The organism is Bartonella refiksaydamii, assembly GCF_902652675.1.
In the GTDB taxonomy this organism is placed as follows: Bacteria; Pseudomonadota; Alphaproteobacteria; order Rhizobiales; family Rhizobiaceae; genus Bartonella; species Bartonella refiksaydamii.
Window position 1 is genome coordinate 58,333 of the sequence record NZ_LR736292.1, and the last position, 21,388, is coordinate 79,720.

Sequence of the window (21,388 nt, forward strand, 5' to 3'; positions counted from 1 at the left end):
TAATAAGGATTAAGGTTTACACGTGTCAGGTTATTTTATTACCTTTGAAGGAGGGGACGGAGTAGGGAAAACAACACAAATTTCTTTTCTTGCCGACCATCTCAAAGACAAAGGCTATGAAGTTGTTATAACGCGAGAACCAGGAGGAACATTAGGTGCAGAAATAATACGCCATATTTTATTATCGGGTCAGACACAACAGTATGAACCTTTAATTGAAGCTGCCTTGTTTACAGCCGCACGCGTCGATCATGTTACCGAGGTTATCGCGCCTTCTTTGCAAGAAGGAAAAGTCGTTTTATGTGATCGCTTTATTGATTCTACACGTGTTTATCAAGGACTCAATGGTAAAGTAAGTTCTACTATTCTTTCCGTTTTAGAACATGTTGCACTCAATGGAATAATGCCTCATTTGACATTTTTGTTAGATATATCGGCAGAATATGCTATGAAACGTGCAAATACTCGAAGGTTCTTGGAAAACGTAAATTACATAAAAAAAGCAGAAACGATTGATTATTTTGAAAAAGATAATTTTGAGATTCAAGAACAAAGGCGCAAAGCTTTTCTTCAGCTGGCAGAACGGGAACCTCATAGGTTTCGTGTAATTGATGCTACAAATACAATGCGCACTGTTGCAGACCAAATAAAAAATATTTGTGACCAAGCGATGATGGACCATTTTATATGAATGACGTAAATTCTTTACGCAAATATGATGATATTGATACAGTTTTATCACCTTCACAGAATAGTATGATCTTTGGTCATGAGGATGCTCGTCATTTTTTGGCACAAATGCATAAGGAAGGGCGTTTACACCATGCATTATTATTTGAAGGAGAACGTGGGATTGGAAAGGCTACATTGGCATTTCATCTTGCTTGGAATATTTTAAGCTCTCAAAAGAGTGATTTCCTGCAACCAGAGTGTAATTCTATTACGTGGCGACAAATTATGCAGGGCAGTCATCCTGGTCTTTTGCACATTTCACGTCGCTTTGATTTAAAAACCCAAAAGTTCAAAACAGGTATACTCATTGATGATATCCGAGATGTTATGCATTTTTTAAATCAGACATCGCAAGATAATGGGTGGCGCATTGTTATTATTGATTCTGCGGATGATATGAATAGAAATGCGGCTAATGCAATTCTTAAAACGCTCGAGGAACCTCCTGAAAAAACTTTATTCATTATTATTATACACTCTCTAGGAAGACTGCTTCCAACAATTCGCTCACGATGCCAACAGGTCTCTTTACGACCATTGCATCATGATGAGATGAAACAAGTCATTACACACGTTTTTTCCAATCAGGATTTAACTGATAAAAAAACTGTTGAAATGATTATTCAAAAATCTAAAGGAAGTCCTAGAAAAGCTGCCTTACTTATTTTTCATGGCGGATTTGAAATTGTTCAAACCATTGATACTTTCTTGAAGCAATCTGTTTACAATCCCGCTATCGTACACACTCTTGCTCAAACACTTTCCCCACTTTCTTCAGATATTCAATTTCAACAGTTTAGCGATGAAATTCTTGATAAAATTCAAGAAAGAGCTATCATGCTCACTGAAAGAGGAGAGTTGTTTCTCTCAAAAAGGTGCGCGCAAATGTGGCAAGAGATTCATCAAGAAATAAGGGAGATACAATCATTTAATCTTGATAAAAAGCAATTTATTATAAGTCTGCTTTTAAAAGTTCATAAGATCATTCGCGAGAGTGAGGTTTTTGCGTGACAACACAATTAACAGACGTTATGCCATTTGTAATCTTTGATTACGTTTTATAACGAGTATGACATGCGTGATATATATTATATAACAACTCCAATTTTTTATCCTAATGGTACTCCACATATTGGACATGCCTATAGTGCGATTGCAAGTGACGCTTTAGCTCGTTTTCAACGATTAGATGGCAAAGATGTATTTTTTCTCTCTGGTACGGATGAACACGGTTTAAAGATGCAGCAGACAGCAGAAGCATTGGGTATGACGCCTAAGCAACTTGCAGATCGTAATAGTGCTATATTTCAAAAAATGCTTGCAGTATTAAATTGTTCTAACGATGATTTTATTCGTACGACAGAAGAGCGCCATGATCAAGCTTGTCAAGAGATCTGGAAAAGGATGGAAGCAAATGGCGATATTTATCGTGGACTTTATGCGGGCTGGTATTCAGTTCGTCAGGAAGCGTATTATGAAGAGAAGGATACGAAGGTTGGAGAAGATAACATTCGTCGTGAAAAGGAGTTAGGCTCTCCGGTTGAATGGAACGAGGAAGAGAGTTATTTTTTTAAACTCTCCGGTTATGAAAAAAAACTTCTTGAATATTATGAAAAACATCCTGACTTTATTGCACCACTCGAACGGCGCAATGAAATTATAAGTTTTATCAAATCAGGTTTAAAAGATATTTCTATTTCACGGACAAATTTTAATTGGGGAGTTACTGTTCCAAATAATCCAAAACACGTTATGTACGTCTGGGTTGATGCTCTGACAAATTATCTATCAGCAATTGGCTTTTTCGATGAGAGTTCAAAAAAACGTAATTTTTGGCCTGCAAACACTCATATCATTGGTAAAGATATTATTCGTTTTCATGCTGTTTATTGGCCAGCATTTTTAATGTCTGCTGGAATTGAATTGCCTAAACATATTTTTGCTCATGGTTTTTTACTCAATCGCGGCACAAAAATGTCAAAATCCATTGGAAACGTCATTGATCCTTTTGACATGGTCAATCACTATGGTCTTGATCAGCTCCGCTATTTTCTTCTTCGTGAAGTACCATTTGGACAAGATGGTAGTTATAGCCATGATAGTTTTGTGAATCGCATTAATGCGGATCTTGCGAATGATCTTGGTAATTTAGCACAGCGCTCTTTGTCTATGATTGCCAAAAATTGCGATGCAAAAATTCCTATACCAGCTGCATTTTTACTTCAAGATGAACAGCTTTTAAAACAATCTCTTCAAGCGCTTGAAACTATGCGTCAAGCTATGTCTTCTCATGGAGTGCATTTAGCACTTTCAGCTATTTTTTCAGTTGTAGCAGATGCAAATCGCTATTTTGCCAACGAACAACCTTGGAGTTTACGGAAAAACAATCCAGAAAGATTTTCTACAGTTCTTTATATAACTGTAGAAATCTTGCGGCGAATAGGAATTATGCTGTTGCCTTTCATACCACAATCAGCAGAAAAGCTTCTTGACAGTCTTGCTATTGCTAAAGAGGATCGGTTATTGCATCATATAAGCCATTCAAAGATTCAAGAGGGTCTTGATCTTCCGACACCAGAGCCAATCTTTCCCCGTTATATTCTGAAGAAAGACGATATTCATTATGTTGATTGATACACATTGTCATCTTGATTTTGAGGACTTTGCGCAAAATTTGGATAATGTTATCCAACGGGGGTTAGATGCTAATGTTAAACGTATGATAACGATTTCAACCCATGTTCGTAAATTGGATAAGCTTTTAGCAATTACACAAGCCTATAATCAAGTATTTTGTTCCGTTGGTACGCATCCTAATAATGCCCATGAAGAACAAAATATTACAGCTGAAAACCTTATCAATTTATCCAAGCATCCCAAAATCGTCGCGTTTGGGGAAGTAGGGCTCGATTATCATTATGATTATTCTTCACCAAAAGAGCAAAAGAAAATTTTTCAAGAACATATTATTGCTTCTAGAAAAACACAGTTGCCTCTTGTTATACATTCACGCAATGCTGATGGAGATATGGAGCAAATATTACGAGAACAGATAAAAGAAGGGGCTTTTCCATTTGTACTTCACTGTTATTCGTCTGGGATACAACTTGCTCGTGCTGGCATTGAACTTGGTGGTTATATTTCCTTTTCAGGTATTCTTACTTTTAAAAATGCTTTTGAAATTCGTGAGATAGCAAAAATTGTACCTCATGAGAACTTATTAGTGGAAACAGATGCACCATTCTTAGCACCTGTTCCCCATCGAGGTAAGACGAATGAACCATCTTTTGTACGCTATACAGCGGCTACTTTGGCTGAAACAATTGGTTTAAGTATTGAGGAAATAGCTCAGATAACAACGCGCAATGCTTTTCATTTATTTGGTAAAATGAAATAAGGCAAAAAGCATGTTTAATCGGTACCGATTTACAATATTAGGCTGTGGCTCCTCTCCAGGAGTTCCACGCCCCAATGGTGATTGGGGAGCTTGTGATTCCAATAACCCTAAAAATAAACGCTACAGAAGTTCTTTATTAGTTGAACGCATTCATACATCAGGAAAAAAAACAACTGTCGTTATTGATACTGGTCCAGATTTTCGATCACAAATGATCGATGCTCGCGTGAACTATCTTAATGCTGCCCTTTATACGCATTCTCACGCAGATCATATTCACGGTATTGATGATTTACGCAGTTATGCACTTGCACAAAAATGTTTAATAGATATTTATGCAGATGCGTTTACACTGGAGCATTTAAAAAATGCATTCGGATATTGTTTTCAAAAGCCAAAAGGTTCATTTTATTCACCCATTTTAAAAGCGCATACTATCAATGAAAATAGCCAATTTATAATTCAGGGGCAGGGAGGAGCAATAACTGTCAATACGCACTTACAATGTCACGGAACCATCCATTCTTTAGGTTTTCGTATTGGTAATGTTGCGTACTGTACAGATGTTAGTAAATTTCCTGAAGAAACGTTGCCAAAATTAATGAATTTGGATGTTCTAATTATCGAAGCTTTGCAATTTGAATCTCACCCAAGCCATCTTTCCGTTGATCAAGCGTTACAATGGATAAAATATTTAAAACCCCAAAAAGCCATACTCACACATATGGATAGATCACTTGATTACGATAAAGTTGTAAATTATGTCCCACCATATGTTGAGCCTGCACATCAAGGACTTGTTTTTGAAACAGATGTACAAATCTAGAAATCTAATTTTCTGTTAACTAAATGTGTTGTGGTTTTAGCTGTTTCTTTATCAGCATGTGGGGGACGTTTAGAAAAAAATATTTCAGTTACAACATTACACGATGGAGCAATGAGTTGCGCCGATATTCAACGGGAGTTTTTTGCGAATAAACGCCAAATTGACGCTACAATAGCAGAACGTTCTAAAGCAAGAAATAAAAATGTAGCTTTAACAGCAGCAAGTGTTGTATTTATTCCTGCCTTGTTTTTTCTGAATGTAAAGTCAAGTGAAAGCAATGAAATTTCAGCTTTAAATAACCGTAATGCCGTTTTGAATGATCTCGCATATATGAAACGTTGTAAATTACTACAGTAATTTTTTTTATATTATATTAGTTATTCTTTTTTTGACTTTAAGTAATATTACTTAAAGTCAAATTTTTGACATAATTTTGTTTAAAAAATGAATTATGCGACATAAATACGATTTAATATGTCCAAATTAGGGTTTGTCCTGTTTCTGTTTTGATTTGATCAAAATATCGTATTGTCGCATAATATATATTATGGAACTTTTATATATGGAAAGGATATGTATTATATGATACCGGCAATCTGGGGCGCGATCGCAACATTACTATGGATATTTTCTACAAAAGCTACTAGCCCTTGGGACTTGTGGTGGGTTCCTCTTGTTTAAGAAATTATACCTTTTGAAACTGGGGCGCGATCGCAACATTACTATGGATATTTTCTACAAAAGCTACTAGCCCTTGGGACTTGTGGTGGGTTCCTCTTGTTTAAGAAATTATACCTTTTGAAATAAGAAATTATACCTTAAGAAATTATACCTTTTGAAATAAGAAATTATACCTTTTGAAAATTGAAAATCGGGCCAGTCATTCTGGCCCGAAAACTTGAATCGTATTATTTAAGAATCTTTTGTATGATTTCTTTTTAGAAAAATCATTGTAATTTGTAGTATTATAAAAGCTAAGAGTAATATTCCATGAAATAGTGGTATAAACAGTTGATAAAGGGAATTGGAATAATAAATCGCTAGTGTCTCAGTAAAAACTGCAATGCACCATAGAACAATGCCCCATGGTGAATACATCCAAAGTCCAATTAATGCGATAGGATAAACAATAGCCAATGTCATTGATAAAAACTGCCACTGCCATGGCATAAGATCAAAACGCCATAAAACTCCGGGAAATACACCAACAAGACGTATCCAGTAAAAAGCACTTAAACTTAAGCAAGTGAATGCTACAAATCTCAAATAACAACTATAAACCAAATCGATTTTGGAAATCTTTTTTTTAGGATTATCTTTCAAAATAATAATTCTTTTTCAACAGGTTGGAAATAAGCATCTATCATTTCATCCGTTACATCTGAAAGTTTGTGTGGTTGCCATTTAGGTGTTTTATCTTTATCAATTAACATTGCGCGCACACCTTCATGAAAATCATGTGAAGTAATCATATGATGTGCAATGCGATTTTCAATTTTCATACAATTTTCCAAAGTTTGGGAAGAATTTTGTTTCATTTGTCTCCAGATAATTTTTAAACTTATCGGAGAACGTGATTGTAAAATATCATAACATTTTTTAGCAAATAAGATACCTTCACTGCTTTTTTTATGAAGCAATTCAATACATTCCTCTAACGTATTGGTGCTAAAACAAGTACTGATAACACAACGTATTTCATGGTTTGTTTCATTGTTTCTTGTTATTGCTCGCTCTTTTAATGCTAATTTAGGATTTCCTTGCTCAATAATAGCTTTTTTAATGTAATCTAATTCAATTTCAGGAACAGCATGTGTCGCTAACCCTAAGTTTAAACAATCTCCCCATTTTATGCATGTGCCAGTTAGTGCAAGGTAAATACCAAAGTGATCGGGAAGAGATGGTAAGAAAAAACTTGCGCCAACATCTGGAAAAAATCCAATAGCAGCTTCTGGCATAGCAAATAGTGTATTTTCTGTAACAATTCTGTGTGAACCGTATATAGAAATACCGACCCCTCCTCCCATCCAAATACCGTTCAAGAAAGAAATGTAAGGTTTTGGAAAACGCTTAATATAAGCATTTAAGCTATATTCATTACTAAAATATTGGTAAGAGGAGGATTTTTTTCTCATACGGTAGATTTCCACAACATCTCCACCAGCACAAAAAGCACGCCCCTCCCCTTCAATTAAAACGCAAGAAACTTCCTCATCTGTTTCCCACGTACTAAGAGCTTTCCTTAAAGCAAAAACCATTCGTTGATTAAGAGCGTTTAATGCTGAAGGACGTGTGAGCTTTATAATACCAGCATGTCCCTCTTTTGTAAAAGAGATATCACCACCTGCTCCAAAATCAATTTGCATTTTATTCTCATCTTAAAATATTTACTATCTTATTGTTTTATTATGCTTTTTGCTCCAAATTGAGGAAATAACTGCATGACAGCACCAATACAATACATATAAATACCTGTTACTGAAATCCCTATCTTAACCCAATATGGAGCATTAAGCTGATAAAAGAAAGCGATAGCACCAAAAGAACACCACAAGAGAAAAATTGGAAAATTAAGCCACCGCAAACGGATGACTCTTACTGGATGGATGAAATAAATTGGTAAAAAAGATATGATTGCCGATAAGACAATAATGGTAAAAGTGATCCACTCTCTTGGATTTACTACAAAAAGCGTGAAAACCATCATATTCCAAACTACAGGAAACCCTTTAAAAAAGTTTTCTTTGGTTTTCATTCCAGTATCTGCGTAATAAATAGCTGATGAAATGACAATGATAGCACTTAATAAAAATGACAATCCTGAACCCATTAAACCACTTTGATAAAGTGCAAAAGCTGGAATTAAAACATAAGTTACATAATCAATGATATTATCTAAGAGTTCTCCAGACCATGTTGGAAGTACGTATTTAACATCAAGTTTGCGCGCAATCGGTCCGTCGATACCATCAATGAGAAGTGCAAGTCCAAGCCAACAAAACATGGCAATCCATTCTTTTTGAGACGCCGATATAAGAGAAAGAAATGCTAAAAATGAACCCGAAGCTGTGAGTAAATGGACAGAAAAGGCTTTTGCTTGTGGCATTGTTACTTTTTTATGGCGCAATAAATCAGTATTTGTTTTGATTTTTTTTGTTAGCTTACGTTTCAAAGTTCTCTTATCCTCGTTTCTAAAGTTTTCATTCATCTACCGACACGCCATTTATATTATAGTATGATTTATCATAAAAAGGTTACCTTTTTATATTACATTATTTATGACATAATATAATAGAATGGCTTCATACAATAAAAAGGTTTTTTTTGATTTAGAAGTATTAAAATATTTGGTGAATGGGGAAAGGCTTAAGTAGTTGTGATATTTGAAAAAAACGAGTGTAAGGATATTGCTATCATTGGTGCGGGCCCAGTCGGTATGTTGGCAGCGCTTAGTCTTGCAGATATGGGGTGCTCTGTTTGTCTTATTGGTCCACCTTCTCATGCAAATGAATTACGGACAACTGCCCTTATGATGCCAGCAATACGTATGCTTCAAAAACTCAATATTTGGAATATTCTTAAAAATCATGCAGCAGCTTTATCTTTTATTAGAATCATAGATATAACCTCTAGAATTGTACGTGCTCCTGCTGTGAATTTTTCTTCTGCTGAAATTGGTGAGGAGGCTTTTGGTTATAATATCCCTAATATACAGTTAAACAATGCTTTAGTCGATTCTGTTACGCATAGGCCCAATATTATAAGATTTGTTTCTTCGGCAAAATCTTTTCATCATAAAAAGAATCATATACGTATTACTCTTGCAAATGGCAGTGTTATTCAAACCTCGCTTGTTGTCGCTGCTGATGGGCGTCTCTCTTTAACACGAGCAGCAGCTGGAATAGGTGTCAAACAGTGGAACTATTCGCAAACAGCCCTCGTTCTTAATTTCTCTCATGATTTTTCTCATCAAAATACGTCAACTGAATTTCACACAGAAAATGGTCCATTTACACAGGTTCCACTACCAGGACGTAGATCGAGTCTTGTATGGGTTGTTAATCCTTCTCGTGCTAAAGAATTATTGAATATAGATTCAAAAGTAGTTGCAAAAGTAATTGAAGAACAGATGCAATCAATGCTTGGAAAGCTGACTTTGGAAACGCCAATTCAAGCATGGCCGCTTTCAGGACTTATTTCGCATCGTTTTGCGGCCAACCGAACGATTTTAGTGGGTGAAGCAGCCCATGTTTTTCCTCCTATTGGGGCACAAGGATTGAATTTAGGGTTTCGCGATGTTCAAACTTTGGTTGATCTTTTACCCAATCAAATATCTGCTTTTAACTCTGAAACAATTGTTTCACATTATAACAAATATCGCAAATCTGATATATTGATCCGGAGCGGGGCTGTTCATATGCTCAATTTTGCTCTCCTTTCTAATATGTTGCCTATTCACATCATACGAAGCGCTGGGCTTGGACTATTACGTAATTGCTCACTCTTACGTAAATTATTTATGCGAACAGGAATGTATCCCAATTACGGGTTAAAAGAAATTATACGAATACTCCCAACCAAATCACTAAATAATATTAATATGAAAAAACAAAATTGAAACAAGAAACATATATCTCTTTGAATTTAGACAATAATTCAAAGCAAATCATGGAAAACGGTTGAAATTTTATTATCTCACACTTTTAAAAAAAATATTACATAATATTTTAGTGTATGTTTTATGAATAAAATGAAACTCATTTATAAGAGATGTACTTTTTCTGAATAACATACATTTTTGCAAAGAGGTGACATCTCCTATAAGTGCCATGTACTAAAAAACAGCTTTATAAAACATATCAAAAATAATATACGTAAAGTTTATCGCTACTCGTTATAAGTATCGTTTTATATAAATTATAATATAAATACTATAAAATTATATTTTAAAATAAAAAACGAGATAGCTAAAACTGTTAACAAAAGATGCTCACGTTACTTTTTCTTATAAGAAAATAAAAAAACAATTTTAATTGACTAACATAAATCTTCAAAAATTTGTGTTGTTAATTATAATATTGAAAATAAAATATTTTTTGGAACTCGTTAGCAATATAAAGGTTAATGAAATATCGTTTCAAGAGATAGTGATAAGATGAGATTAAGTAAAATTTTAAAATCAAGTATTTTTTTTATGATAATAATATATCTCTCGTTTCTTGTCACAGATTCAATAAGTAAAATTTTTTATGTCCCCTATTGTCAAACTTCTACGTATAGCTTTATCAAAGATATCACTAAACCAGGGCAAAATTCATTTACTGCTTCGCAAATAAAAAACTGTCTTATGCAAAATGGTTTCACGAATATCAAACGATTACGTTTAGATGATAAAGGAATTTGGCGCGCTTTGATAGAATCTAAAAAGTATTCCTTTCTCGTATCAGTTGATTATTCTGGGACAGTTAGCATGCAAAATGAAAGAAAAAAATATGATTGATTTGAAAGCTTATAGCAATTTTGGTTCTAATAACTGTGAAAAAACCTTTTTCAAAAAAATCTGTCATTCTATTAAAGAACTCGCTTTTATTGGGAGTTTAAATGGTAGCGTATCAGGAGCAATTGCGGCAATCCTCGCAGCTTATGGTTATATTGCCCTGCCAGGATTTGGTCCAATTATCGCAAGAGGTATAAGTATAGCATTTTTCGCCGGAACGATAATGGGTGCAATAATAGGATCAATAATGGGTATTTTGGTTGGTACGTTTTGTGTTTTTATAAGAGATTTATATATATCACGATAGTTATTTCTCTTATAAATTTCATAATGAGTAGAAAATTTGCGTCATTTAACTTTGCTTTGAATAGAAATATTTTGCTAAAATAAAGATAAACAACAAGTTATATGTTTTATATTTTATAAAATCCGCGTTATATTATGGATAACGTACTGGATAAATTGTCAAAATTTCTTGATTTAATTTTTCTCACAACACTTTAACAAAATCTGCTTTTTTAGAAGCATCTCTTGAAGAAATGTATCCGCGATATAAATACTGATCTATAAAATGCTTTCTTGGTAAGATAGGGAAGATTTCTAGATGTGTTTAAAGGTAAAAAAGAGTGATATTTTTAGCTTACAATTTTTTTCTGTTAATCGTACTTTCCATAAAAAGCATTCTTTATAAAATATATTATGTATATTACATAGAATTATTAAAGGTCATTTAAAATAAATAAAATGTTTTATATAAATAGAAATATTTTATGTTTACTGTCTTTTTTAGCATTTATAGATTGTGATACTATTGTATTCGCAAAATCTGTGCAAGTAGAGCTTTATAAGCTAGAAAACAGAAACGTAAAAAAGCCTATTGGCACAATTGAAATTGAAGAAAACATACATGGTTTGATTTTTGTGCCCAATTTATCTACTTTGCCAGAGGGGTTACACGGTTTTCATGTGCATATAAACCCTTCATGTGATACGAAAGGTGATGTAATTGGTGGTGCTGCGGGTGGACATTATGATCCGGATCATACTAACAAACATCTTGGACCTTATAACGTTAATGGCCACTTTGGTGATTTACCGGCACTTTATGTCGATGATAAAGGGCACTCAACAATGAGTGTTCTTGCTCCACGAATTAAAAAACTCTCAGAGATTAAAGGGCACTCGTTAATGATTCATTTAGGAGGAGACAATCAATCCGATAAGCCATTACCCCTTGGCGGAGGTGGGGATCGTTTAGCATGTGGTATTATTAAAGAGTAAGTCTGTCAGGAGTTATCTAAAGTCTATTGACATTTTTGTAAAAGATAAAAGAACTTATTTCTAATATATTAGCAATTAAGATTTTTAATTAACCCTTTATAGTGCAAACAAAACATTTTCGTAGTAAAGTAAAAACTCTTCCCTTATGATGTTAATTTGTTATTGCTTTGAAAAAAACAGAAGTTAGTAAAACTTTTTTTAAGGGATATGAATGAGCACATTTTCAAAATGTAATTAGCAATTTCACGCTAATAGTGGGAGAAAAGCGATCAAAGATAAATCAAAAATTTTGAGAATGATAGGAACCTTGAAGTATATTATGGGGAATGGCCCCAATCAGATTGGCGAATCTCACCAGTTTGATAAAATTGACGAATGAGTTTAATATAATGAAAAAAGTCTTTGTTTTCCTCTAATAATCTATTAGCGGTATCCCAGTCAATTTCATTACGCTCTTTTGCAGGAAGCATAATTTGACTCTCGGAAAAGTTTTCCTTATCAAGTCTTATAAATCCAATGCCATGTAAACTTGAAAGAGTCCGAAGTTCTTTTAACGTATCAACACCTGAAATCTCGCTAGCAACTAGATAACTGAAATTAGCCCATGAAGAATTGCTAACCGTTTGGAAAAATGCTTGTCGTAAATTTGAGCGATTGATGAAAATTTTTACTTCAAAAGACCAAAGTTTTGTCTTTTTATCAAAATATTGTAAAGCACAGTCTTTAATTTCACGATGCCATTCGCAACTTAAATCTTGCATCCCGACAAGGTCTGGATACAGCCATTTGTTTCCGCCTGCGCCATTTTTATTACGAGAACGTTTTTCGTCAATACGCTTGCTGTAAACTTTAAGCTCTGACCATAAGAATTTAGATAATAATGGATAAAGATCATGTTCTTTAACAGAATCATTTATTTTAGAAGTCGTATTCAGCACTATCTGTTGATTGCATAAAATAATACTGTCGTGGGCGTCCTTCAGTGGTTTTGATTTCGGGATGACGTTTTTGCAAGTATGGACGTTTAGATCCTATTTCAGCAACGATTTGCTGAATAAGGGCCATATCATTATCAAGAGGAGTGACTATTGCAGTCGAACACTTTTGCTTTTCACGACAGGATTCAGGGTGATTTTCGAATATCCATTGAGCAATTTCTCGAACTGTAAATTTTTTTGTCGGATTTTGTTTTAAAAAACTAAAAGTAGTATTTGTTAAGTCCAGAGTCATACGTAAAATTGCCCATTTTATTCCCTACTTATACTTATTTCATTGTATGCAAATTTTACAAGAAAAAGAACAATAAATAGTTTATTATATCTTTTTAAATTGAATTTATTTTTCTTTTACTTTTCATACCTTAAACAAAAAAGATAAAATATAAAACAAAATTAAATAATGTTAAGGAATTATACTAACTTATCATCAACAAGTTGAAAAAATTATTTACTTTTAAATCTAGCGCTTGAAATGGTAAATTCTGCACACAACCCTTCAAAACTACTGTTTGCCTTAATAGCATCATGTGGGATAAGGATATAATGCCATGGCTTTCCACCATGGATAACAGCATAATTGGTCGCATGACAACACCATTGAACTGCTGCATTTCTTTTTTTCAAAACAATAGAATTTTGTATTTCAGATGCTCTTTTAGGTTCACAAAGATATCTCGCATCCTTTGTTTCTACAACAAAGTCTGGTTCATAGGTTGATTCTTTGTCATATTCTATCTTGAATAAGCCTCGTGCGGGTTTCATCCATTTCAATACTTGCATATCATCTTCTAATATTTGAGCAAACCGTAATTCCCCCTCTACGGAATCAAATTTTTGTAAAGGATAACAGCATTTTGTAAAGCCCCCAAATACAAGTGTTCTAATGTCGCTTTTAATAGAAGGAATACAACGAAAATCAATGGGAGATGAGCCTTGTTGTAGTGTGTAGTGAATAGGCAGTAAGGTTGTAAATCCCCTTGTAACTCTAACCTCATAATCCCGTTGTGTTTCCCACTGATGTGACTTTAATTGAGCAACTATAAAAGCAGTAAGTTGATGCTGATAGTGAATCAATACATTCTCAACGGCAGCATCATTTGGTAAATAAGATTGGAAATGCTGCACCAACTGACCCGCTAATTTTCGTAATAATGGTGTATGGTTGTCATAATCTATAAAGTCATTATCAATTAAACTACGAATGATATAATTTTCAAGATGAGGCTCTTTGAGATACTCATTTTCAGAGGTAAGAAAAATGCTTTTATGTGTGCGTAATTCTCGAATTAAAAGCTCTTTACTAATAGGTTGCAAATTTAAACTTTCTAGGTTTTCCAAGTCAAAATCAGAAAAACCATAAGTAACCTCACCAGAGGGAATAAGCACAATATTGGGAATATCTATTATAAATTCTGCTAAATTTTTTGTTAGGTTTGCAACCACTTTTGGCACCAAAGCCTCAGCCTCTACCTTTGTGGTATCAGAAATAAGGGCATCCTTTGAAGCGTGCACGGTTGCTATAACTTCATTACTGATTTTTTCTTGTATGGCAGTGGAGCAAAGTGATAGAGAACTCGGTAAATTTTCATATCCTTTAATAACATTCCACGTGATATCAGCAATTTTTTTCTCTTCGAGAGTGGATAGAGATGGAGCTGTATTATGTAACATGACATCTTGTAAATCAGATGCTCCGTTTATATCGGAATGACGTATTACCATCGTTTGTATAGATTCTGTTTGTGCTCGGCTTGGCACTGTGAGTATATCTGATTTTTCAAATGATATATCACCCCCTATTCCAATCTCAATATGCTTTTTAATAATTGAGTTTGGCTCATTGGCACGATCAATAATATCTTGAAAACGATCATGTGCAATGATTGTCAAACGATCAATAGCTTCTATTCCGGTTTTACGACCATAAGGCAAACGTAATCCACGACCTATTGTTTGCTCAGTTAAAATTTCTGAAGCAGATGCACGCAATGGCACGATGGTATAAAGATTGGTTACATCCCATCCTTCCTTCAATTTATTAACATGAATAACAATTTCCGTTGGCTCACTAGGATCTTCAATTGCAATCAGCTTTTGAATATTTTTATCTTCTTCTGTATTCGACTGTTTTGAATGAATTTCTATAACTTTTCCTTTATAAGTACCCGCAAAAAAATCATCAGATTCTAATAAATTACGTAATTTTCGCGCATGTTCTGTATCTTGAGCTACGACTAAAACAAAAGGCTTAACGAATTTCTTTTTATAATCATTAGCATAGATAACTAAATCTGCTTTTACTTTTTCGTGCGTATGAATTGCATCTTGTAGTTTAATATACTCTAATTGTTCAGGCGTATAGTTTTTCAGTTGAAAGTCTTTACGTGTAGCGACAGCTGGCTCTTTCACGAAGCCATCTCTCATAGCCTCTGCAAGTGAATAGCCGTAAACAACGTTTTTAAAATCTACTGGTTTTGTACCTATTGTTTTCGGTGTCGCTGTAAGTTCTATGCCTAAAACAGGTTTTAATTCATTAATGGCCGAAACGCCCGCAGATGCACGGTAACGGTGCGCTTCATCCATCAACAAAACTAAATCAGGAAGATTTGCGAGATAATCGAAATAACTTTCTCCAATAGTTTCTTGCAAGCGTTTAATTCGTGGGACACTGGATTTTGCAGCTCCTTTTTTATTATCTTTTGTGTTAATTTTGGAAATATTAAAAATATTGATGAAAGCTGTATCACTATTTTCAAACAAACGCTGTTGCCCGTGAAATTGCTGTGCATCAGAGCAGACTCCTTTACCACTTTCATAATCTTCACCCGTAATAATTATCGGTCTATTTGCTACAAATTCACTAATTCCACTGAATACATATTTTGGACTTTGAGGATTAAAATCATGTTTTAATTTTTCATAAATAGTCAAATTGGGTGCCAAGATAAAAAAATGGCGACTGCGACCTGTTAAATAAAGATAGCTGATAAAAGCACCCATCAGTCGTGTTTTTCCGACCCCCGTAGCTAAGGCAAAACAAAAAGAAGGAAAATCGCGTTCAAAATCTTGTACAGAAGGATAGAGATCTTTGATTACTTCCAGATCCGCAACTAAATCAGCATTTTTAGAAAGTTTGATATTATCTAAAATTCGCACCAAAATATTTAAGGCTTCATGTTGAGGATAGCGCAACGATAAGCGAGCAGAAATCCTTTTTTCAACAGCGTTCATGAAAAACTCCGCTTTTTACTCTTTATCCAAACAAATCTAATTCTGCTTGCATAGTATCTTTATCTTTTTGGGATTCTTTTACTACAGCCATTGGTTCAAGATTCGCTACATTTAAACTGTAATCATCCCTCCCCCACTCACACTTTTCTAATATAGCACGGGGTATTTTAATAAGTGTTAGATTCTCAAAAGATTCTGGCTTCGTATCAAAGGCTGAGCAACAAATAAGCAAAGTACGCTGAGGTCCTACCTCTTCACTGATAACACGTAGTTGTTCATGTGTCATGGCATTGGTTGTCACATAAATATAATCCGTTTCAGTTGAATACCCCTGCATCCAATAATGGTTTTCATCAGGTGCATAGGTAAATCCCATATGTTTGCACATAGCTTCTGAAAGCATGGCCGCATTATATTCGCGACTAATAATCCATTGTCCCCAAGGATCTTTTTGTAACAGAGAAGGCGCAAGACGGTAATAGCGGAACCCACCACCACCTTGCCAATTTACATTTTTAGATATACCACCTTGATCAGTGCCATCGATTACTTGTTTCAAACGAGGAATAATATGGGTATGGCAATGTTCACCAAGTTCAATCATAATCCACTTGCGCCCCATTTTATGTGCAACCGCACCGGTAGTACCAGAACCCGCAAAGGAATCCAATACAAGATCACCAAGATTGGTGGCAAGTTGAATAATGCGTTCTATGAGACGCTCCGGTTTGGGAGTTGCAAAAACATTATCAGAATTAAAAACTTTAACCTCTTTTTTAGCATCCTGATTATGTCCTACTTCCTCATAAGGCCAAATAGTCATCGAAACCATACCATTTTTTACTTCTGATAAAAAACGTTTAATACGCGGTACTCCGCCGTTATCTGTTCCAAACCAAATACGATTATCTTCTAATAGCTTAGAAAACGTTCTTTCATTAATAGCCCAACTTCTCCCATTTGGAGGTAGCACCTTGCGTCCAAAAGGCGTAGTGATTTCATAAATATCCTTAGGAGTCACTCTTTTTACCGATAAATCTCCAGATTGCCATGGTCCGCGTGGATCATTATCAGGATTTTTATAGCGCGCATCCATATTAACTGAACGAGGAAGTAAATTAGGTCGCCAAACAGTTTTATCTTTGGCATAGACCATTACGAAATCATGATTGTCTGAAAGCCACTTTGCATCATTTTGCGGAGCAAATTTTTTTTGCCAAATGATATTATTTACAAAATTTTGTCTACCAAAAATTTCGTCCATCATAACTTTAAGGTAAGCCTGTTCATCGTCATCAATAGATATCCAGATACTTCCATCATCCGCAAGTAAATGATGCAACAGCACTAGCCTATCTCTCATAAGGCTTAGCCATATGGAATGTTCTAAACCATCTTCATAATGCTCAAAAGCATTGCCAGTATTATAAGGTGGGTCGATATAGATGCATTTTATCTTACCTGTATACTCTTGTTCAAGCGCTTTGAGCGCGAGTAAATTATCTCCAAAAATGAGTTTATTATCAAAAATATCCTGAGGAGACACTTGATGCGACGCATGATAAGATTTTTCAGTATCTTCCAATAAAATACGAGGCTCTAATTTTGGACGTCTCTCTTTTCCAACCCAAGTGAGTTCTAATTTTTGTTTATTATAACGCATATAATCGTTCTCAAATAAAAATGCTTGCAAAAAGTAAATAATGCATTCGTGTTATAGTACTTTAGTACCACCCGACAGCAACTTGCGCTTCTTCTGACATACAATCAGGTGTCCATGGTGGGTCAAAAGTCATGGTGACTTCAACGTGCAGAACGCCTTCAACTGCGCTTACAGCATTTTCTACCCAGCCTGGCATTTCACCTGCAACGGGGCATCCTGGTGCTGTGAGTGTCATTTCAATTTTGACTGAACGATCATCTTCAATATCAATACGATAAATCAATCCTAGCTCATAAATATCAGCAGGAATTTCCGGATCATAAACTGTTTTGAGAGCAGCAATAATATCATTGGTCATACGATCAATTTCATCTTCTGGAATTGCTGATATGTAAGATTTTTTATTTTCGCTTACAGTTTCGACAGATTCTCTAGAATGATGCTCTGCAATTGATTTAGCCATTAAAAAATGTCCTTGCTTTTTCTAATGCTTCCACTAACTGGTCAATGTCTGTATGATTACTATACATAGCTAATGATGCACGACAAGCAGATATTAAACCAAAATGTTGTAATAGAGGTTGTGCACAATGCGTTCCTGCACGTATGGCAACACCCTGCCTATCAATAAACATAGCAATGTCATGCGCATGAATGCCTTCTATTTCAAAAGATATAATAGTACCTTTATGAAGAGAACGGCCATAAATATGCAATGATTTAACTGTTTCAAGTCTTTCATGTGCATAGGATAAAAGTGCTGTTTCATGTGCATGAATAGCATTTCTATCTTTTTTCTGTATATAATTAATAGCAGCCGCCAATCCAATGGCTTCAGCTATGGGAGGAGTGCCCGCTTCAAAACGATAGGGAGGAGCATTATAAAAAACCTTGTCAATAGTTACATCCTCAATCATTTCCCCTCCCCCTTGAAAAGGATGCATTTCTTCTAGCCTATATTCTTTACCATAAAGAACGCCAATACCTGTAGGACCATAAAGCTTATGCCCCGTAAAGACGTACCAATCACAATCAAGGTTTTGCACATCAACTGTTAAATGTACAGCAGCCTGAGAACCATCAACAAGAACAGGGATACCATTTTGGTGTGCTAGCTTAACAATCTCTTTAACAGGAGTAATAGTCCCCAATATATTGGACATATGCGTAATAGCAACAAGCTTCGTTTTATCAGTTAAAGCATTTTTAAAATCTTCAATATGTAAGGTACCATTCTCATCCACTGGTACGAACACAAGTTTCACACCTTTTTGTTCACGAATAAAATGCCAAGGAATAATATTGGAGTGATGTTCCATAATAGTGAGAACAATTTCATCACCTTTATCCAATTTGGACATCCCCCAACCGTAAGCAACGGTATTAATAGCTTCTGTCGCACTTTTCGTAAAAACAATTTCTTTCACTGTTTGAGCATTTAAAAAAGCACGAACTGTTTCGCGAGCATCTTCATAAGATTGTGTTGCTGCATTCGATAAAAAATGCATTCCTCGATGCACATTTGCATAACGGCATTGATAGAAATTATTCATCGCATCAAGCACAGCTTGCGGCTTTTGGGCAGATGCACCACTATCAAGATAAGCCAATCGCTTGCCATAAACATCATGGTGCAAAAGAGGAAAATCATGCCGAATTGCTTCTACATCATAATTTAATGTTTGTACGTCATTTCCCATTTTGTACCTTAAACATTTTTTTCTAACCACGTACTAATAATATTTCCCAAAATAGCTTGAATATTATCCTGCTTAATGTCTTCAATAAGCTCGAAGACAAACCCTTTAATTAAAAGTGCACAAGCTGTTTTAAAAGGGATGCCGCGCGCCATGAGATAAAAGAGATGATCATGATTAATATTGGCAACCGTCGCACCATGACCACATGCAACATCATCAGCAAAAATTTCTAATTCAGGTTTTGCGTTAAATTCCGCATCATCTGAAAGAATGAGACTATTACAAGCCATGCGCGCATCTGTTTTTTGCGCTTTTTGAGCAACGCATATTATTCCTTGAAAAACACCAACTGCTTTATCCGTAACCACATTGCGTATAATTTCGGTTGAGGTTGACTTTTCTTCAACATGACGAACGTTCATTGTGAGATCGCTATGCGTTTGCCCAGAGAGCAAATTTATTGCTCGTAATTGAAAATCGGCCTCTTCTCCCTGTAATTCAATATCAATTTCCTGACGATTAAGTTGGCTACCTATATTAATCACATAAAGCGATAATTTAGCTCCTTGACCAAGAACCGCACGAAATCGGCCAAACTGTGTAGAACTGAAACCACGATTTCGAATAATTATCCATGTAATATCACTATAAGCAGCAATATCCAAAGAAAATATAGAACTGACAAAGGTATCTTCATCATTGCCAATCTGGTGTTCAACAAACACAGCTTGACTGTTTTTATCAATTTTTATGTCTGAAAAAATATGGGATTGCCCCCCCATTTGAATATTTTGTAATTCAATGGGAACAGTTAACTTCGTATTCTCAGGGATGTGAAAAAGCCAACCATCCGTAACAAAAGCTGTGTTTAATTGCCCAATAAAATCTTCATCAGAAATAATTTGATCTATCTTTACAGAATTTTCTTTTAATGCATCTGCAAGACGTTCTACTGTAATATCTGCTATGTTTGACGCTGTAGATGATTTGCCATTCTTAATAGAAAAAACAATCTTTTCTGGAAACAAGGAATCAACAAATTTCCCATCATTTACTTCTGAAAAATCACTAACAGATTTCAATAACGTACGAAGATTCGTATAGTGCCAACTTTCGATTTTACGTGAAGGGAGCCGTGTATTTTGAAACAATTCCATAGCTCTCTTACGGACTGTCTTATCGCCGGATAAATTGCTTATACATCGGTTAAAATTATTGAGTATATCTTTTTCAACCTTTAACAATTCTTGCTGTGCGCTCATGCTCATATTCAATGACCTCAAGCCGCTTCACGGATAATATCAGCATATCCATTTTGTTCTAAATAGAGCGCTAACGATTTATCGCCGCTTTTAATAATGCGTCCTTTATAAAGAACATGTACCGTATCAGGGACAATATAATTAAGCAGGCGTTGATAATGGGTAATAATCAAAAATGAACGTTTTGAATCCCGAAGTTTATTAACTCCATCTGCAACAATTTTTAGCGCATCAATATCTAAACCAGAATCTGTTTCGTCTAAAATACAAAGTTTAGGTTCGAGAAGCGCCATTTGTAAAATTTCAGCTCGTTTTTTTTCTCCACCTGAAAAACCTACATTTAATGGACGCTTTAGCATGTTCATATCTATTTCAAGTTTTGAAGAAATCTCTTTAACATATTTTATAAATTCAGGAATTTTAAGTTCTTCATTACCACGCGCTTTGCGCTGAGAATTCATCGCAATTTTTAAAAACTCCATCGTTGCCACTCCAGGTATTTCCATTGGATATTGAAATGCAAGAAAAATACCGTATGACGCACGTTCTGCTGGATCCATTTCTAAAATGGATTGCCCATTATAAAGAATATCACCTTCTATCACTTCATAATCATTGCGACCAGCAAGCAAATAAGACAAAGTCGATTTTCCAGCTCCATTTTGTCCCATAATAGCAGCAACTTCACCATCTTGAACCGTTAAGTTTAGACCGCGAATAATTTCTGTATCGGTCCCAACAATCCGAGCACGTAATTTTTTTATCTCTAACATAATTAAATCCTGTTTTGACTGTTTTACG

General features: G+C 34.9%; 21 protein-coding genes. 10 read left to right on the forward strand and 11 right to left on the reverse strand.

The features are described 5' to 3' along the window. Window positions 1–22: 22 nt before the first annotated feature. The 6 genes from tmk to GQO39_RS02740 all read left to right on the forward strand — a co-directional run bounded on the left by tmk (window position 23) and on the right by GQO39_RS02740 (window position 5,312). The gene (gene tmk, locus GQO39_RS02715; protein WP_156850841.1) at window positions 23–691 is read left to right on the forward strand and encodes a dTMP kinase; all 669 of its coding nucleotides are present in this window, start codon (window positions 23–25) and stop codon (window positions 689–691) included. Then, window positions 688–1,743, forward strand: coding sequence for a DNA polymerase III subunit delta' (locus GQO39_RS02720; RefSeq protein WP_156850842.1), 1,056 nt, complete (start codon window positions 688–690; stop codon window positions 1,741–1,743). Before tmk ends, GQO39_RS02720 begins: the two co-directional genes overlap by 4 nt. A gap of 63 nt (window positions 1,744–1,806) precedes the next feature. Beyond that, window positions 1,807–3,366, forward strand: a complete 1,560-nt coding sequence (metG, locus tag GQO39_RS02725) for a methionine--tRNA ligase (protein ID WP_156850843.1) — start codon at window positions 1,807–1,809, stop codon at window positions 3,364–3,366. Next, window positions 3,356–4,129 (forward strand): TatD family hydrolase, encoded by a 774-nt coding sequence (locus GQO39_RS02730; protein WP_156850844.1) that lies wholly within the window; start codon window positions 3,356–3,358, stop codon window positions 4,127–4,129. Before metG ends, GQO39_RS02730 begins: the two co-directional genes overlap by 11 nt. 10 nt (window positions 4,130–4,139) lie before the next feature. Further along, entirely contained in the window at window positions 4,140–4,955 is an 816-nt protein-coding gene (locus GQO39_RS02735; protein ID WP_007553323.1) for an MBL fold metallo-hydrolase, read from the forward strand. 30 nt (window positions 4,956–4,985) lie between these two features. After that, on the forward strand, window positions 4,986–5,312 hold the full coding sequence (locus tag GQO39_RS02740) for a hypothetical protein (RefSeq protein ID WP_156850845.1): 327 nt from the start codon (window positions 4,986–4,988) through the stop codon (window positions 5,310–5,312). A 555-nt stretch (window positions 5,313–5,867) separates the two neighbouring features. On the opposite strand, the gene GQO39_RS02745 is transcribed toward GQO39_RS02740, so the two are convergent. Genes GQO39_RS02745 through pcsA form a run of 3 tightly spaced genes read right to left on the reverse strand, consistent with a single transcriptional unit; the run spans window position 5,868 to window position 8,163 of the window. Next, entirely contained in the window at window positions 5,868–6,278 is a 411-nt protein-coding gene (locus GQO39_RS02745) for a DUF6163 family protein (RefSeq protein WP_156850846.1), read from the reverse strand. Further along, window positions 6,275–7,321 carry an enoyl-CoA hydratase/isomerase family protein gene (locus GQO39_RS02750; protein ID WP_156850847.1) on the reverse strand — a complete coding sequence of 349 codons (1,047 nt, stop codon included), beginning with the start codon at window positions 7,319–7,321 and terminating at the stop codon, window positions 6,275–6,277. Before GQO39_RS02750 ends, GQO39_RS02745 begins: the two co-directional genes overlap by 4 nt. Window positions 7,322–7,350: 29 nt before the next feature. Beyond that, window positions 7,351–8,163: a phosphatidylcholine synthase gene (gene pcsA, locus GQO39_RS02755; protein ID WP_156850848.1), complete on the reverse strand. Its 813-nt coding sequence runs from the start codon at window positions 8,161–8,163 to the stop codon at window positions 7,351–7,353. 168 nt (window positions 8,164–8,331) lie between these two features. Here pcsA and GQO39_RS02760 point away from each other — a divergent pair, with 168 nt between their 5' ends. From GQO39_RS02760 to sodC, 4 genes are all read left to right on the forward strand, one after another. Further along, window positions 8,332–9,573 carry a UbiH/UbiF family hydroxylase gene (locus GQO39_RS02760; protein WP_156850849.1) on the forward strand — a complete coding sequence of 414 codons (1,242 nt, stop codon included), beginning with the start codon at window positions 8,332–8,334 and terminating at the stop codon, window positions 9,571–9,573. A gap of 537 nt (window positions 9,574–10,110) precedes the next feature. Further along, window positions 10,111–10,455: a hypothetical protein gene (locus tag GQO39_RS09105; protein ID WP_156850850.1), complete on the forward strand. Its 345-nt coding sequence runs from the start codon at window positions 10,111–10,113 to the stop codon at window positions 10,453–10,455. Then, a complete protein-coding gene (locus GQO39_RS02770; protein WP_156850851.1) occupies window positions 10,433–10,759 on the forward strand; it encodes a hypothetical protein in 327 nt (108 codons plus the stop codon). Before GQO39_RS09105 ends, GQO39_RS02770 begins: the two co-directional genes overlap by 23 nt. A 437-nt stretch (window positions 10,760–11,196) precedes the next feature. Next, on the forward strand, window positions 11,197–11,733 hold the full coding sequence (gene sodC, locus GQO39_RS02775; protein WP_156850852.1) for a superoxide dismutase family protein: 537 nt from the start codon (window positions 11,197–11,199) through the stop codon (window positions 11,731–11,733). Window positions 11,734–12,050: 317 nt separating this feature from the next. Here the strand turns inward: sodC and GQO39_RS02780 are convergent, their stop codons facing one another. The 8 genes from GQO39_RS02780 to sufC form a co-directional block, all read right to left on the reverse strand. Beyond that, window positions 12,051–12,671 (reverse strand): hypothetical protein, encoded by a 621-nt coding sequence (locus GQO39_RS02780; protein ID WP_246668510.1) that lies wholly within the window; start codon window positions 12,669–12,671, stop codon window positions 12,051–12,053. Next, a complete protein-coding gene (locus GQO39_RS09110) occupies window positions 12,652–12,963 on the reverse strand; it encodes a hypothetical protein (RefSeq protein ID WP_246668511.1) in 312 nt (103 codons plus the stop codon). The genes GQO39_RS02780 and GQO39_RS09110 overlap by 20 nt, the downstream gene beginning before the upstream one ends. A gap of 212 nt (window positions 12,964–13,175) precedes the next feature. After that, window positions 13,176–15,962: a DEAD/DEAH box helicase gene (locus GQO39_RS02785; protein ID WP_156850853.1), complete on the reverse strand. Its 2,787-nt coding sequence runs from the start codon at window positions 15,960–15,962 to the stop codon at window positions 13,176–13,178. A gap of 22 nt (window positions 15,963–15,984) precedes the next feature. After that, window positions 15,985–17,625: a site-specific DNA-methyltransferase gene (locus GQO39_RS02790; protein ID WP_156850854.1), complete on the reverse strand. Its 1,641-nt coding sequence runs from the start codon at window positions 17,623–17,625 to the stop codon at window positions 15,985–15,987. A 61-nt stretch (window positions 17,626–17,686) separates the two neighbouring features. Continuing rightward, window positions 17,687–18,088: an SUF system Fe-S cluster assembly protein gene (locus GQO39_RS02795; RefSeq protein WP_156850855.1), complete on the reverse strand. Its 402-nt coding sequence runs from the start codon at window positions 18,086–18,088 to the stop codon at window positions 17,687–17,689. Then, window positions 18,081–19,325, reverse strand: a complete 1,245-nt coding sequence (locus GQO39_RS02800) for an aminotransferase class V-fold PLP-dependent enzyme (RefSeq protein WP_156850856.1) — start codon at window positions 19,323–19,325, stop codon at window positions 18,081–18,083. The genes GQO39_RS02795 and GQO39_RS02800 overlap by 8 nt, the downstream gene beginning before the upstream one ends. A gap of 8 nt (window positions 19,326–19,333) precedes the next feature. Continuing rightward, window positions 19,334–20,593 carry a Fe-S cluster assembly protein SufD gene (sufD, locus tag GQO39_RS02805; protein WP_156850857.1) on the reverse strand — a complete coding sequence of 420 codons (1,260 nt, stop codon included), beginning with the start codon at window positions 20,591–20,593 and terminating at the stop codon, window positions 19,334–19,336. Window positions 20,594–20,604: 11 nt separating this feature from the next. After that, window positions 20,605–21,360, reverse strand: a complete 756-nt coding sequence (sufC, locus tag GQO39_RS02810) for a Fe-S cluster assembly ATPase SufC (RefSeq protein WP_156850858.1) — start codon at window positions 21,358–21,360, stop codon at window positions 20,605–20,607. Window positions 21,361–21,388: the final 28 nt, after the last annotated feature.

What these genes read in the sequence shown, in the direction of transcription:
- GQO39_RS02720 (WP_156850842.1), top strand. Translation starts at nt 688, where the DNA reads ATGAATGACGTAAATTCTTTACGCAAATATGATGATATTGATACAGTT.
- metG (WP_156850843.1), top strand. Translation starts at nt 1,807, where the DNA reads ATGCGTGATATATATTATATAACAACTCCAATTTTTTATCCTAATGGT.
- GQO39_RS02730 (WP_156850844.1), top strand. Translation starts at nt 3,356, where the DNA reads ATGTTGATTGATACACATTGTCATCTTGATTTTGAGGACTTTGCGCAA.
- GQO39_RS02735 (WP_007553323.1), top strand. Translation starts at nt 4,140, where the DNA reads ATGTTTAATCGGTACCGATTTACAATATTAGGCTGTGGCTCCTCTCCA.
- GQO39_RS02750 (WP_156850847.1), bottom strand. Translation starts at nt 7,321, where the DNA reads ATGCAAATTGATTTTGGAGCAGGTGGTGATATCTCTTTTACAAAAGAG.
- pcsA (WP_156850848.1), bottom strand. Translation starts at nt 8,163, where the DNA reads ATGAATGAAAACTTTAGAAACGAGGATAAGAGAACTTTGAAACGTAAG.
- GQO39_RS09105 (WP_156850850.1), top strand. Translation starts at nt 10,111, where the DNA reads ATGAGATTAAGTAAAATTTTAAAATCAAGTATTTTTTTTATGATAATA.
- GQO39_RS02770 (WP_156850851.1), top strand. Translation starts at nt 10,433, where the DNA reads ATGAAAGAAAAAAATATGATTGATTTGAAAGCTTATAGCAATTTTGGT.
- sodC (WP_156850852.1), top strand. Translation starts at nt 11,197, where the DNA reads ATGTTTTATATAAATAGAAATATTTTATGTTTACTGTCTTTTTTAGCA.
- GQO39_RS09110 (WP_246668511.1), bottom strand. Translation starts at nt 12,963, where the DNA reads ATGACTCTGGACTTAACAAATACTACTTTTAGTTTTTTAAAACAAAAT.
- GQO39_RS02785 (WP_156850853.1), bottom strand. Translation starts at nt 15,962, where the DNA reads ATGAACGCTGTTGAAAAAAGGATTTCTGCTCGCTTATCGTTGCGCTAT.
- GQO39_RS02790 (WP_156850854.1), bottom strand. Translation starts at nt 17,625, where the DNA reads ATGCGTTATAATAAACAAAAATTAGAACTCACTTGGGTTGGAAAAGAG.
- GQO39_RS02795 (WP_156850855.1), bottom strand. Translation starts at nt 18,088, where the DNA reads ATGGCTAAATCAATTGCAGAGCATCATTCTAGAGAATCTGTCGAAACT.
- GQO39_RS02800 (WP_156850856.1), bottom strand. Translation starts at nt 19,325, where the DNA reads ATGGGAAATGACGTACAAACATTAAATTATGATGTAGAAGCAATTCGG.
- sufD (WP_156850857.1), bottom strand. Translation starts at nt 20,593, where the DNA reads ATGAGCATGAGCGCACAGCAAGAATTGTTAAAGGTTGAAAAAGATATA.
- sufC (WP_156850858.1), bottom strand. Translation starts at nt 21,360, where the DNA reads ATGTTAGAGATAAAAAAATTACGTGCTCGGATTGTTGGGACCGATACA.